11 protein-coding genes are annotated in these 13,924 nt (G+C 60.0%); 7 read left to right on the top strand and 4 right to left on the bottom strand.

What is annotated here, in order from left to right; all coding sequences use genetic code 11:
* Positions 1-356: 356 nt before the first annotated feature.
* Positions 357-1,652: a glycine-betaine demethylase subunit GbcA gene (gene gbcA, locus QMK54_RS28735; RefSeq protein ID WP_320402952.1), complete on the bottom strand. Its 1,296-nt coding sequence runs from the start codon at positions 1,650-1,652 to the stop codon at positions 357-359.
* Between the two features lie 282 nt (positions 1,653-1,934).
* On the opposite strand from gbcA, the gene gbcB reads away from it, so the two are divergent.
* A complete protein-coding gene (gbcB, locus tag QMK54_RS28730; protein WP_110662070.1) occupies positions 1,935-3,035 on the top strand; it encodes a glycine-betaine demethylase subunit GbcB in 1,101 nt (366 codons plus the stop codon).
* A gap of 126 nt (positions 3,036-3,161) precedes the next feature.
* Here gbcB and QMK54_RS28725 read toward each other — a convergent pair whose 3' ends face one another.
* The 3 genes from QMK54_RS28725 to QMK54_RS28715 all read right to left on the bottom strand — a co-directional run bounded on the left by QMK54_RS28725 (position 3,162) and on the right by QMK54_RS28715 (position 6,084).
* Entirely contained in the window at positions 3,162-3,986 is an 825-nt protein-coding gene (locus QMK54_RS28725; protein WP_223589806.1) for an SDR family oxidoreductase, read from the bottom strand.
* A gap of 184 nt (positions 3,987-4,170) precedes the next feature.
* A complete protein-coding gene (locus tag QMK54_RS28720) occupies positions 4,171-4,374 on the bottom strand; it encodes a hypothetical protein (RefSeq protein ID WP_223589808.1) in 204 nt (67 codons plus the stop codon).
* Positions 4,375-5,043: 669 nt separating this feature from the next.
* Positions 5,044-6,084 (bottom strand): low specificity L-threonine aldolase, encoded by a 1,041-nt coding sequence (locus QMK54_RS28715; protein WP_223589812.1) that lies wholly within the window; start codon positions 6,082-6,084, stop codon positions 5,044-5,046.
* Between the two features lie 132 nt (positions 6,085-6,216).
* Here QMK54_RS28715 and QMK54_RS28710 point away from each other — a divergent pair, with 132 nt between their 5' ends.
* The 6 genes from QMK54_RS28710 (at position 6,217) to QMK54_RS28685 (ending at position 13,885) form a co-directional block, all read left to right on the top strand.
* Positions 6,217-6,933: a TraX family protein gene (locus QMK54_RS28710; protein ID WP_110662448.1), complete on the top strand. Its 717-nt coding sequence runs from the start codon at positions 6,217-6,219 to the stop codon at positions 6,931-6,933.
* A 283-nt stretch (positions 6,934-7,216) separates the two neighbouring features.
* Positions 7,217-8,470, top strand: coding sequence for a serine hydroxymethyltransferase (gene glyA, locus QMK54_RS28705; protein ID WP_110662447.1), 1,254 nt, complete (start codon positions 7,217-7,219; stop codon positions 8,468-8,470).
* A gap of 23 nt (positions 8,471-8,493) precedes the next feature.
* The gene (locus QMK54_RS28700; RefSeq protein ID WP_007947735.1) at positions 8,494-9,744 is read left to right on the top strand and encodes a sarcosine oxidase subunit beta; all 1,251 of its coding nucleotides are present in this window, start codon (positions 8,494-8,496) and stop codon (positions 9,742-9,744) included.
* A gap of 14 nt (positions 9,745-9,758) precedes the next feature.
* Positions 9,759-10,088: a sarcosine oxidase subunit delta gene (locus QMK54_RS28695; RefSeq protein WP_056726580.1), complete on the top strand. Its 330-nt coding sequence runs from the start codon at positions 9,759-9,761 to the stop codon at positions 10,086-10,088.
* Positions 10,085-13,102 (top strand): sarcosine oxidase subunit alpha, encoded by a 3,018-nt coding sequence (locus tag QMK54_RS28690; protein ID WP_223589817.1) that lies wholly within the window; start codon positions 10,085-10,087, stop codon positions 13,100-13,102. Before QMK54_RS28695 ends, QMK54_RS28690 begins: the two co-directional genes overlap by 4 nt.
* Positions 13,103-13,252: 150 nt before the next feature.
* Entirely contained in the window at positions 13,253-13,885 is a 633-nt protein-coding gene (locus QMK54_RS28685; RefSeq protein ID WP_110663341.1) for a sarcosine oxidase subunit gamma, read from the top strand.
* Positions 13,886-13,924: the final 39 nt, after the last annotated feature.

Below are 13,924 nucleotides of genomic sequence, written 5' to 3'. Positions count from 1 at the left end.
GAACGCTATACAGACCGTGCCTTCCAAGAGATTGATCAAAAAGTGATCAGTGCGTTCTTGAAAGCAGGCTTCTGGATAAGTCACGGTTTTTCTTTGGTTTCAGGGAAGAAATTTTGCGAGATTTCCACAGTTGTCCCCAATAGCTGTGGGTGGAGGTGTGGATAACTTGTTCGCGGAAGGCTGGGAGGTGCGGCTGGCATAGGTCTGAACGAGATAGATCATATTTCGTACAGTTCTAAGCTGGTTGTAGGAGCGAGCCTGCTCGCGATGGACGTCAACGATAACGCTGGCAACCTGACACCCAGCAGCGTTCTCAGGTTCATCGCGAGCAGGCTCGCTCCTACAGAGGGCAGGGGTTAGCCTTGGACGGGTACACCCTTGAGATACGGCGCAGGCTCGGCCCCCAGGTTGCTCAGCAGGCGCTCGCTGTACCAATCCACGAAGTTCACCACACCGAACTCATAGGTCTTGGAGTACGGGCCAGGCTGGTACGCGGTGGAGTTGATGCCACGCTGGTTCTCTTCGGCCAGGCGACGGTCCTGGTCATTGGTGGCGTCCCAGACCTGGCGCATGCGCTCCACGTCGTAGTCCACGCCTTCGACCGCGTCCTTGTGCACGATCCACTTGGTGGTGACCATGGTTTCCTGGGCGCTGATCGGCCACACGGTGAACACGATGATGTGGTCGCCCATGCAGTGGTTCCAGGAGTGCGGCAGGTGCAGGATGCGCATCGAGCCCAGGTCCGGGTTCTTGATGCGGCCCATGAGCTTGGCGCAGCCCTGCTTGCCGTCCAGGGTCATCGACACGGTGCCCTTGAGCAGCGGCATGCGCACGATGCGGTTACGCAGGCCGAAGCTGGCGTGGGCGTAAGGGATCTTCTCGGCTTCCCACGCAGCGGCGGAGGCGGCGACGTGGTCCTTGAACGCCTGGTCGGCGCGCGGGTCGGTGACGTCGTCCCATTCCAGCAGGGTTTTCAGCAATTCCGGGTGCGACGCGTTGCAGTGGTAGCACTCGCGGTTGTTTTCCAGCACAAGCTTCCAGTTGGCCTTTTCCATCAAGGTGGTGGTGATCGCCACCTTGGTGTTCTCCATGTCGTACGGTTCCATGTAATGGTTGAGCGTCGACAGGAAGTCATCGATGGCCGGCGGGTTCTCCGCCAGGCTGATGAAGATGTAGCCGCCGGCAGTCTTCACGTTCACCGGCTTGAGGCCGTACTGCTTCATGTCGAAGTCGGCGCCCATTTCGGTGCCGGCGAACAGCAGGCGACCATCAAGCTCGTAAGTCCACTGGTGGTAGTGGCAAACCAGCTTGGCGACCTTGCCTTTTTCGCTGGTGCACAGGCGCGAGCCACGGTGGCGGCAGACGTTATGGAACGCGTGCACCACGCCTTCGGCGCCACGGATCACGATGATCGGGTTCTTGCCGACCTGCAGGGTCAGGTAGTTGCCCTTGGTGGGGATTTCGCAGGTCATGCCGGCGATCAGCCACTCCTTCTGAAAGATTTCCTGCATGTCGATATCAAACAGGCGCTCGTCGGAGTAAAACGGCTGCGGCAGCGAGTAGGTGCGCTCGCGCTCTTGCAGCATCTGTGCAGTGGCCTTGCGTGCGGGTTCCAGCGGATCGCCCAGGCTCAGGGTAGTAGTGACGTCCATCATTTAATCCTCAAGGCCATTCTGTGTGGCCGGCGAATAGTGGCTACGGTTGTGCGACGCAAGACAAAAAACAGCAGTTATCTGTTGAGGCGAGTGTGGGGCCGGCGCTGGCCAGAACCTTATCCATGGGCGACATGGTGCAATCTGTTCCCGACGCGCAAGCCCCGGTAGTTGGGGGCTGGTCGCGATAAGCATGTCAATGTCGCAGATAGGTAAACGGGTGGTTCGCGCTATACGCAGAATCGCCAACATGAAGGCCGACAGTCGGCCGTGGAGATCAGCATGTCCAACAGCTTCCTGAACCCGGTAACCACCCAGACCTGGGCCAATGGTCGACACATCGTCCGTTGCGTCAAAGTCATCCAGGAAACCTGGGATGTGCGCACCTTTTGCTTCATGGCCGACCAGCCGATCCTGTTCTTCTTCAAGCCGGGGCAATTCGTCACCCTGGAGCTGGAAATCGAAGGCCAGCCGATCATGCGTTCTTACACCATTTCCAGCTCGCCGTCGGTACCCTACAGCTTTTCGGTGACCATCAAGCGCGTGCCGGGTGGCAAAGTTTCGAACTGGCTGCACGACACCCTGCACGAAGGCCAGGAGCTGGCGGTGCACGGCCCGGTCGGACTGTTCAATGCCATGGACTTCACCGCGCCGAAAGTGCTCTACCTGAGCGGTGGCGTTGGTATCACGCCGGTCATGTCCATGGCCCGCTGGTTCTACGACACCAACGGCAATGTCGACATGGTGTTTATCCACAGCGCCCGTTCGCCTAAAGACATCATTTACCACCGTGAGCTGGAACACATGGCGTCGCGGATCGACAACTTCAGCCTGCACCTGATCTGCGAGAAGCACGGCATGGGTGAGCCCTGGGCCGGTTATCGCGGTTACCTGAACCACAGAATGCTTGAATTGATGGCGCCTGACTTCCTTGAGCGCGAAGTATTCTGCTGCGGCCCGACACCCTATATGAATGCGGTCAAGCGCTTGCTGGAAGCCGCTGGCTTCGATATGGCGCGTTATCACGAAGAATCCTTCGGTGCGACGCCGCCAGAGGCGCGCGCTGACGCCGTGGAGCACGCCGAGCAGGCGGCAGACGCGCCGGAAGTCGACGCCGCGGACTTGCATCAAGTGGAGTTCACCGCCTCCGGCAAGAGCATTCGCGTGGCGCCGGGCGAGACCGTACATGCGGCGGCGGCGAAGGTCGGCCTGATGATTCCGAAAGCGTGCGGCATGGGGATCTGCGGCACCTGCAAGGTGCTGAAGCTGGGCGGCGAAGTGGAGATGGAACACAACGGCGGGATCACCGAGGAAGACGAAGCCGAAGGGTACATTCTGTCGTGCTGCAGTGTGCCGAAGGGCGACGTGCGCATCGAGTTCTGATCAACACCGATCTACTGTAGGAGCGAGCCTGCTCGCGATGAACCTGAGAACGCCGCGGGGTGCCAGGTTGCCAGCGTCATCGTTGACGTCCATCGCGAGCAAGCTCGCTCCTACAGGGGAGGGTGTTTAGTCGACAAACAGGTCAGTCATCAGCTTGTCGCTGCTGTCGGGGGCGAACCGGTAGTGTTCGAACTCGGTAATGCCGCTCTCCCGCAGTATTTCCTCATCAATCAGCAAACGCCCGGTCAAGCTGCGGTTGGCGCTGCTCAGGATCACATGCGCCGCATCCGCCATGATCGCCGGTGTGCGCGCATGCTTGAACGATTCCCTCGACCCCAACTGAAACTCGATCGCGGCGGTGGCGATCATGGTCTGTGGCCACAGCGAGTTGACGCTTATGCCGTAGTTCCTGAATTCCTCACTCATGCCCAGGGTCAGCATGCTCATGCCGTACTTGGTCACGGTGTAGGGGCTGTATTGGGCGAACCACTTGGTCGCCAGGTTCAGCGGTGGGGACAGGTTGAGGATGTGTCCACCAGACTTTTTCAGATACGGCAGTGCCGCCTGGCTGCATAGCAAAACGGCACGGGTGTTGATCTGGTGCATGAGGTCGAAGCGCTTGAGTTCTATGTGCTGAACACCGGTCAGCTTGATCGCGCCGGCGTTGTTGATCAGTGCATCGATGCTGCCGAAATGTTCGTTGGCCTGGGCCAGCGCCGCCCGTACGGCGTCTTCATCACGCACATCAACCTGCAACGCCAAGGCCTTTCCCCCGGCGGCTTCCACTTCCTCTGCGACGCTGAAAATCGTCCCCGGCAGCTTGGCGTGGGGTTCGGCACTTTTGGCGGCGATCACAATGTTGGCCCCGTCGCGGGCGGCCCGCAGCGCAATCTCGCGGCCAATGCCGCGGCTGGCGCCGGTGATGAACAGGGTTTTGCCTTGCAATGACATGTACACGCTCCTGATTGTTGTTATGTGAGCGGATTGGCTCGACAGACAATGTAGACGAAGTCGTTCAGGAGTCGTAGGGAGGGCGATGAGCATGCGCCCATGACGAAGTCATCATTACCTTCGCCAGGATTGATTGCGTTGTTAATCAGCCCACCTCAACACGTGAGGTGGGCTGTTAGATAACTTACTTTGCTTCGGAGTAGATTTTTATGTCGAATTGGTTATTCGCTTTCTGTTCGAACACCTTGAGTGCAATGAGGCTCTCACTCCCTGAGTTGTATTTAATTACATCGCCAGATTGTACCAGTTTGAGAACTTCATCCCAATCCAGTTCAATAGCGATTTTGCCGCTTTTTGGCAGCAGTTCGACCAGGTTTTGCTTGCTCATTTAAATTGCTCTCCGCTAGAACATGGTTTTGTGTTGGAAGTTCGACACGCGATTGTTCCCGAAAGACTGCGTAAGTTCCTTTTCAGGTCGGAAAACCCTACACCCGCGATATCCATATCTGGAACTGTAAGAAATACCAGAGCCGATGAGCGGCAGGCGAAATTCTGTTGCACCCGTCACTGGCAGTATCGATTTCAGGCGTTCCGGATCACTAGTAGGCGTCTGAAAGGCTCCGCGTCTAGGAGGCTTTGACACGGAGCATTGAGCGATAATTTACGACTGTGTTGTGTAGAGTGTAATTACGTATTTTCGTGACGGGTTTCGCGTGAATACTTTTTTTACAATAGTTGATTCTGAATTGTCGGAATATCTAAACTTGTCGCCGATGTTCGCAATTTTCAATACTTCCTCATACTCCAGCTCTTCTTCAACTGCGTTTTCATTTTTCAGAGGTATACCTTCAGATTGATTGCTCATTTGAGTCACTCTCCCTACTGAAATACGGATAACGTCGAATACTCGACAGACCATGGTTCCTGAAAAGCTATGTAACGTTTCAGGTGGTCCGACATTACGCCCGTGTTGTAGAGAGATTGAACTGTCAGAAATGTCAGATCCGATGAGCGGCACGACGCAATCCGGATGCGCCTGCCGCTGCTGGTGCCAGACTCAGGCACTCATCACTTCGCGAATATCCTTCGCCAATTCCCGCACACGTTCCTCCTCGGTATCCCACGAGCACATGAAGCGGGCGCCGCCGTTGCCGATGAAGGTGTAGAAGCGCCAGCCCTTGGCGGTCAGCGCGGCGATGGCCGGTTCCGAAAGTTGCAGGAACACGCCGTTGGCCTGTACCGGGAACATCAGCTCCACGCCCGGGATGTCGCTGACCAGCTCGGCCAGCAATTGCGCGCAACGGTTGGCGTGGTTGGCGTATTTGAGCCAGGCGTCGTTTTCCAGGATCCCGACCCAGGGTGCCGACAGGAAGCGCATTTTCGAGGCCAGCTGCCCGGCCTGTTTGCAGCGGTAATCGAAGTCTTCAGCGAGTTTGTGGTTGAAGAACAGAATCGCCTCACCCACTGCCATGCCGTTTTTTGTGCCGCCAAAGCACAGCACATCGACGCCGGCCTTCCAGGTCAGGTCAGCCGGGGTGCAGCCGAGGAATGCACAGGCGTTGGAGAAACGCGCGCCGTCCATGTGCAGGTTCAGGCCCAGTTCCTTGCAGGTAACGCTGATGGCGCGGATTTCGTCCGGGGTATAGACGCTGCCGACTTCGGTGGCCTGGGTCAGGGTCACGACGCGGGGTTTCGGGTAATGGATGTCCTGGCGCTTGAGCGCGACCTCGCGGATCGAATCCGGGGTCAGCTTGCCGTTTTCAGTGCGGGCGATCAGCAGTTTGGAGCCGTTGGAGAAGAATTCCGGCGCGCCGCATTCGTCGGTTTCGACGTGGGCGGTTTCCGAGCAGATCACGCTGTGGTAACTCTGGCACAGGGACGACAGCGCCAGCGAGTTGGCGGCGGTGCCGTTGAAGGCGAAAAACACTTCACAGTCGGTTTCGAACAGTTTGCGGAAATCGTCGGAGGCGCGGGCGGTCCACTCGTCGTCACCGTATGCGCGCTGGTGGCCGTGGTTGGCCTGTTCCATGGCGGCCCAGGCTTCAGGGCAGATGCCGGAATAGTTGTCGCTGGCGAATTGTTGGCTCTTGTCGGTCATGGCCTGCTTCCGTGGTCGAGATGCCTATGGTGAAGCGTCCCGTGGTCAATGAGGGTGCGCACTTTACCCAAGATCGTCAGGTGGAGCGCACAGGATGTCGCTGTCGGGAAAATACACAGTCGAAGGGTAATTATGCACGTGAGTTCAAGGGACGGGGCACTGGATCTGCTCAAGTGGCTGGCGCTTTTGAGCATGGTCCTCGATCACCTGCGATATGTCGGTTATTCCGCCGATTGGCTGTATGTGCCGGGGCGCCTGGCCTTTCCGTGGTTCTGCCTGGCGATGGCGGTCAATCTGGCGCGCGTGCGGACTACGACGACCGGTGGCCAGTGGCGCTATCTGGGCTGGCTGTTGCTGTTCAGCGCGGTGAGTGAAATTCCTTACCGAATGTTCATTGCCAATCCCGACACCTTGAACGTGCTGCCCACCCTTGCCCTGGGCTGGCTGGTGGTTCGCGGCTGGCAGCAGCCAGTGCTTGCGTCGCGCCTGCTGGCCGTTGGCGCGGTACTGCTGGCCGGGTTTTTCTCCCAGCGATTGATGTTCGGGTTCTTTGGCGTTCTGTTGCCGCTGGCGATGTTGCTGATACTGCAACGGCCATGGTATTTCGCGCTGTTGGCGGGGTTGGTGTGCCTGGCGGCCAACCAATGGCAGGTGCTGTATTACGCCGCCCGACTGGGCAATGTCGCGGCGATTCCGGCCATCGTCACGTGTCTGATCGCGCCATGGCTCGGGCTGTTCTTGTTGCGACATGCAAAGGGCGCAAAACCACCACCGATGCGGCGTTGGGCGTATGCGCTTTATCCCGCGCATTTCCTCGCTCTTCTGGCGGTACGTCAGGTTGTCGCATGACCCTGTGGGAGCGGGCTTGCTCGCGAAAGCGGAGTGTCAGTCACTTCAATGCTTACTGATACACCGCTTTCGCGAGCAAGCCCGCTCCCACAAGGGATCCATTCTGATTTGAGGTTTGTGTTCGGCATGCCATTTCCCGCCATGTCGTAAACGCACCTTTGCGTGGCGCCCGTAGGCATTTGACGACTCCAAGCCAGTCATACCATCGCTATCAAAGGGCACTGCCAAAAAACCAGTGCCTCACCGAGACGAATGGCGCACCGCCGCCGCTGGGAGAGACGCGATGTTCAGCAAGCAAGACCAGATCCAGGGTTACGACGATGCACTGCTGGCGGCGATGAATGCCGAAGAGCAACGTCAGGAAGATCACATCGAGCTGATCGCGTCGGAGAACTACACCAGCAAACGCGTCATGGAAGCGCAAGGCAGTGGCCTGACCAACAAATACGCCGAAGGCTATCCGGGCAAGCGCTACTACGGCGGTTGTGAGCACGTCGACAAGGTTGAAGCACTGGCCATCGAGCGCGCCAAGCAACTGTTCGGCGCCGATTACGCCAACGTGCAGCCGCACTCCGGTTCCTCGGCCAACAGCGCCGTGTACCTGGCCCTGATTCAGGCCGGCGACACCATCCTCGGCATGAGCCTGGCCCACGGCGGTCACCTGACCCACGGCGCCAAAGTGTCGTCCTCGGGCAAGCTGTACAACGCCGTGCAGTACGGCATCGACACCAAGACCGGTCTGATCGATTACGACGAAGTCGAGCGCCTGGCCGTCGAGTGCAAGCCGAAGATGATCGTTGCCGGCTTCTCCGCCTATTCCAAGACCCTCGACTTCCCGCGCTTCCGCCAGATTGCCGACAAGGTGGGTGCACTGCTGTTCGTCGACATGGCCCACGTTGCCGGTCTGGTCGCTGCCGGTCTGTACCCGAACCCGCTGCCTTACGCCGACGTGGTCACCACCACGACCCACAAGACCCTTCGCGGTCCACGTGGTGGCCTGATCCTGGCCAAGTCCAACGAAGAAATCGAGAAGAAGCTCAACGCGGCAGTGTTCCCGGGTGCCCAGGGCGGCCCGCTGATGCACGTGATCGCTGGTAAGGCGGTGTGCTTCAAGGAAGCGCTGGAGCCTGGCTTCAAGGTCTACCAGCAACAAGTGATCGACAACGCCCAGGCCATGGCCGGCGTGTTTATCAAACGCGGCTACGATGTAGTGTCCGGCGGTACCGACAACCACCTGTTCCTGGTCAGTCTGATCCGTCAGGGCCTGACCGGCAAAGAGGCGGATGCCGCCCTCGGTCGCGCCCACATCACCGTGAACAAGAACGCTGTCCCGAACGATCCACAGTCGCCGTTCGTGACCTCCGGCCTGCGCATCGGCACCCCGGCGGTCACCACTCGCGGCTTCAAGGTGACCCAGTGCGTCACGCTGGCCGGCTGGATCTGCGACATCCTCGACAACCTCGGCGACGCCGATGTCGAGGCCAACGTCGCCGAGCAAGTGGCAGCCCTGTGCGCGGACTTCCCGGTTTATCGCTGAGTGCGGTTTTGGAGTAAATGACTATGCAACGCTACTCGGGCTTCGGCCTCTTCAAACACTCTCTCAGCCATCATGAAAACTGGCAGAAAATGTGGCGCACGCCGACCCCTAAAAAGGTCTACGACGTGGTCATCGTCGGTGGTGGCGGGCATGGTCTCGCCACGGCCTACTACCTGGCCAAGGAACACGGCATCACCAACGTGGCCGTGGTCGAGAAAGGCTGGCTGGGCGGCGGTAACACCGCGCGCAACACCACCATCGTTCGCTCCAACTACCTGTGGGACGAGTCGGCGCACCTGTACGAACACGCGATGAAACTGTGGGAAGGCCTGTCCCAGGACCTGAACTACAACGTGATGTTCTCCCAGCGCGGCGTCTACAACCTGTGCCACACGCTTCAAGACATCCGTGATTCCGAGCGTCGGGTCAGCGCCAACCGCCTCAACGGCGTGGACGGCGAATTGCTCGATGCCAAACAAGTGGCCGACGAGATTCCGTACCTCGACTGCTCGAAGAACACTCGCTACCCGGTGATGGGCGCGACCGTCCAGCGTCGCGGCGGCGTGGCCCGTCACGATGCCGTGGCCTGGGGCTTTGCCCGGGCTGCCGACGCCCTCGGCGTGGACCTGATCCAGCAGACCGAAGTGATCGGTTTCCGCAAGGAAAACGGCGTGTGCATCGGCGTTGAAACCAACAAGGGTTTCATCGGCGCCAAGCGCGTCGGCGTAGTGACCGCCGGTAACTCCGGGCACATGGCCAAGCTCGCAGGTTTCCGCCTGCCGATCGAATCCCACCCGCTGCAAGCGCTGGTGTCCGAGCCGATCAAGCCAATTATCGACAGCGTGATCATGTCCAACGCCGTGCACGGCTACATCAGCCAGTCCGACAAGGGCGACCTGGTAATCGGCGCCGGTATCGACGGCTACAACGGCTACGGCCAGCGTGGTTCATACCCGGTGATCGAGCACACCATCCAGGCCATCGTCGAGATGTTCCCGGTCTTGTCCCGCGTACGCATGAACCGTCAGTGGGGCGGCATCGTCGACACCACGCCGGATGCCTGCCCGATCATTTCGAAAACCCCGGTACCGAACATGTTCTTCAACTGCGGTTGGGGCACCGGCGGCTTCAAGGCCACCCCTGGCTCGGGCAACGTGTTTGCCGCGAGCCTGGCCAAGGGTGAAATGCACCCATTGGCCGCACCTTTCTCCATCGACCGTTTCCACAACGGTGCGTTGATCGATGAACACGGCGCTGCTGCGGTTGCCCACTAACAGGAGAAATCCCCATGTTGCATATCTTCTGTCCTCACTGCGGCGAACTGCGCTCCGAAGAGGAATTCCACGCATCCGGCCAGGCGCACATCCCGCGTCCACTGGATCCGAACACCTGCACCGACGAGGAGTGGGGCGACTACATGTTCTTCCGCGATAACCCGCGCGGTCTGCACCACGAGCTGTGGGATCACGTCGCCGGTTGCCGTCAGTACTTCAACGTCACCCGTGACACCGTGACCTACGAGATTCTCGAAACCTACAAGATCGGCGCCAAGCCACAATTCACCGACAAGACCGATAGCCCGAAAGCGGCCAGCACGGCTCTGGGAGAGAAGGTATGAGCCAGATCAATCGCCTGTCCAACGGCGGACGGATCGACCGCAACAAAGTCTTGACCTTCACCTTCAACGGCCAGAACTACAAAGGCTTCGAAGGCGACTCCCTGGCCGCTGCATTGCTGGCCAACGGCGTCGACATCATTGGTCGCAGCTTCAAGTATTCCCGTCCGCGCGGCATTTTCGCCGCGGGCGCTGAAGAGCCAAACGCGGTGCTGCAGATCGGCGCCACCGAAGCCACGCAGATCCCGAACGTGCGTGCCACGCAACAGGCGCTGTACCAAGGCCTGGTCGCCACCAGCACCAACGGCTGGCCGAGCGTGAACAACGACATGATGGGGATTCTCGGCAAGGTCGGCGGCAAGCTGATGCCACCGGGCTTCTACTACAAAACCTTCATGTACCCGCAATCGTTCTGGATGACTTACGAGAAGTACATCCGCAAGGCTGCCGGCCTGGGCCGCTCGCCGACCGAGAACGATCCGGACACCTACGACTACATGAACCAGCACTGCGACGTGCTGATCGTCGGCGCCGGCCCTGCTGGCCTGGCCGCTGCACTGGCGGCTGCGCGCAGTGGTGCCCGGGTGATCCTCGCCGATGAGCAGGAAGAGTTCGGCGGCAGCCTGCTCGATTCCCGCGAAAGCCTCGACGGCAAGCCTGCGACTGAGTGGGTCGCCAGCGTCATCGACGAACTGAAGAACACCCCGGACGTGCTGCTGTTGCCGCGCGCCACCGTCAACGGCTACCACGACCACAACTTCCTGACCATTCACGAGCGCCTGACCGATCACCTCGGCGACCGTGCACCGATTGGCCAGGTGCGTCAGCGCATCCACCGGGTCCGCGCCAAGCGTGTGGTGCTGGCGACCGGCGCTCACGAGCGTCCACTGGTCTACGGCAACAACGACGTGCCGGGCAACATGCTCGCCGGCGCCATTTCGACCTACGTGCGCCGTTACGGCGTGGCACCGGGCAAGAAGCTGGTGCTGTCGACCAACAACGACCACGCCTACCGCGTTGCCCTGGATTGGCTCGATGCCAGCCTGCAAGTGGTGGCCATTGCCGACGCCCGCAGCAATCCACGTGGTGCGCTGGTGGAAGAAGCCCGCGCCAAAGGTATCCGCATCCTCACCGGCAGCGCCGTGATAGAGGCCCGTGGCAGCAAGCACGTGACCGCTGCCCGCGTGGCCGCCATCGATGTCAAGGCGCACACCGTGACCAGCCCTGGCGAATGGCTCGACTGCGACGTGGTGGCCAGCTCCGGTGGCTACAGCCCGGTGGTTCACCTGGCTTCGCACTTGGGTGGCAAGCCGATCTGGCGTGAAGACATCCTCGGTTTCGTACCGGGTGAAGCACCGCAGAAACGCGTGTGCGTCGGTGGCATCAACGGCGTCTATGGCCTCGGCGATTCCCTGGCCGACGGTTTTGAAGGAGGCGCTCGCGCCGCCGCTGAAGCCGGGTTCCAGACCGTCGAAGGCTTGCTGCCAAAAGCCCTGAGCCGTCTCGAAGAGCCGACCCTGGCGCTGTTCCAGGTGCCCCATGAAAAGAACACCGCACGGGCACCGAAGCAATTCGTCGACCTGCAAAACGACGTCACCGCCGCCGCTATCGAACTGGCGACCCGTGAAGGTTTCGAGTCGGTCGAGCACGTCAAGCGCTACACCGCGCTGGGCTTCGGCACCGATCAGGGCAAGCTCGGCAACGTCAACGGCCTGGCCATCGCCGCCCGCTCGCTGAACGTGACCATCCCGCAGATGGGCACCACCATGTTCCGTCCGAACTACACACCGGTGACTTTCGGCGCCGTGGCCGGCCGTCACTGTGGGCACATCTTCGAGCCTGTGCGCTACACCGCCCTGCATCAATGGCACCTGAAAAACGGCGCCGAGTTCGAAGACGTCGGCCAGTGGAAACGTCCGTGGTACTTCCCGAAATCCGGTGAAGACCTGCATGCCGCCGTGAAGCGCGAATGCAAAGCCGTGCGCGACAGCGTCGGCCTGCTGGACGCTTCGACCCTGGGCAAGATTGACATCCAGGGCCCGGACACTCGCGAGTTCCTCAACCGCGTCTACACCAACGCCTGGACCAAGCTCGATGTGGGCAAGGCCCGTTACGGCCTGATGTGCAAAGAAGACGGCATGGTCTTCGACGACGGTGTGACGGCTTGCCTGGCCGACAACCATTTCGTCATGACCACCACCACCGGCGGCGCGGCTCGCGTCCTGCAGTGGCTGGAGCTGTACCACCAGACCGAATGGCCGGACATGAAGGTGTACTTCACCTCCGTGACCGACCACTGGGCAACCATGACCTTGTCCGGGCCGAACAGCCGCAAGCTGCTCAGCGAAGTCACCGACATCGACCTGAGCAACGAAGCCTTCCCGTTCATGACCTGGAAAGAAGGTCTGGTGGGTGGTGTGCCGGCGCGGGTATTCCGGATTTCGTTTACCGGTGAACTGTCGTACGAAGTCAACGTGCAAGCCGACTATGCGATGGGCGTGCTGGAAAAAATCGTCGACGCTGGCAAGAAGTACAACCTGACCCCGTACGGCACTGAAACCATGCACGTGCTGCGGGCCGAGAAGGGCTTCATCATCGTCGGTCAGGACACTGACAGCTCGATGACCCCGGACGACCTGAACATGGGCTGGTGTGTCGGTCGCACCAAACCGTTCTCGTGGATCGGCTGGCGTGGCATGAACCGTGAGGACTGTGTGCGTGATCAGCGCAAACAGCTGGTTGGCCTGAAGCCGATCGATCCGAACAAATGGCTGCCGGAAGGTGCGCAACTGGTGTTCAACACCAAGCAAGCCATCCCGATGACCATGGTCGGTCACGTGACTTCCAGTTACCTGCACAACTCCCTGGGTTATTCGTTCGCCATGGGCGTGGTCAAGGGCGGGTTGCAGCGCATGGGTGAGCGAGTGTTCGCACCGCTGGCCGACGGCAGCGTGATCGAGGCGGAAATCGTTTCTTCGGTGTTCTTCGATCCGAAAGGCGAACGCCAGAACGTGTGATTGCCGGATGTGGTTTTGACTGTAGGAGCCAGCTTGCTGGCGATGAACGATAACGCGGTGCATCTGATACACCGCGTCGTTTGGATCGCCAGCAAGCCGGCTCCTACAGGAGGCGACCGCACTATCAACAGAATTCAAGACAGGTGCTTTATGACCGCAGCCAATGTTTACCAACAACGCCCAACCTCCGGGGCCAAGGCCGAGTCGTCGCTGCATCACGCCGATCTCGCCAGCCTGGTGGGCAAGGGTCGCAAGAACGCCGGCGTGATCGTGCGTGAGAAAAAACTCCTCGGCCACCTGACCATTCGTGGCGATGGCCACGACGCCGCGTTTGCCGCAGGCGTGCACAAAGCCCTGGGCATCGAATTGCCGGGTGCGCTGACTGTCATCGTCAAAGGCGAAACCAGCCTGCAATGGATGGGACCGGATGAGTGGCTGCTGATCGTGCCGACCGGTGAAGAACTGGCCGCCGAGCAGAAACTGCGCGAAGCGCTGGGCGATCTGCACATTGCAATCGTCAACGTCAGCGGTGGCCAGCAAGTCATCGAACTGAGCGGCCCGAACGTGCGCCAGGTGCTGATGAAGTCCACCAGCTACGACGTGCACCCGAACAACTTCCCGGTGGGCAAAGCCGTCGGCACGGTGTTCGCCAAGTCGCAACTGATGATCCGCCACACCGCCGAAGACACCTGGGAACTGCTGATTCGTCGCAGCTTCTCGGATTACTGGTGGCTGTGGTTGCAGGATGCTTCTGCCGAGTATGGGCTTAGCGTTCAGGCCTGATCACACCCGACCCTGTAGGAGCGAGCCTGCTCGCGATGG

The organism is Pseudomonas sp. P5_109, assembly GCF_034009455.1.
Classification (GTDB): Bacteria; Pseudomonadota; Gammaproteobacteria; order Pseudomonadales; family Pseudomonadaceae; genus Aquipseudomonas.
Note: the sequence above shows the minus strand (reverse complement) of the source record. Positions and strands in the feature narration are given on the sequence as shown.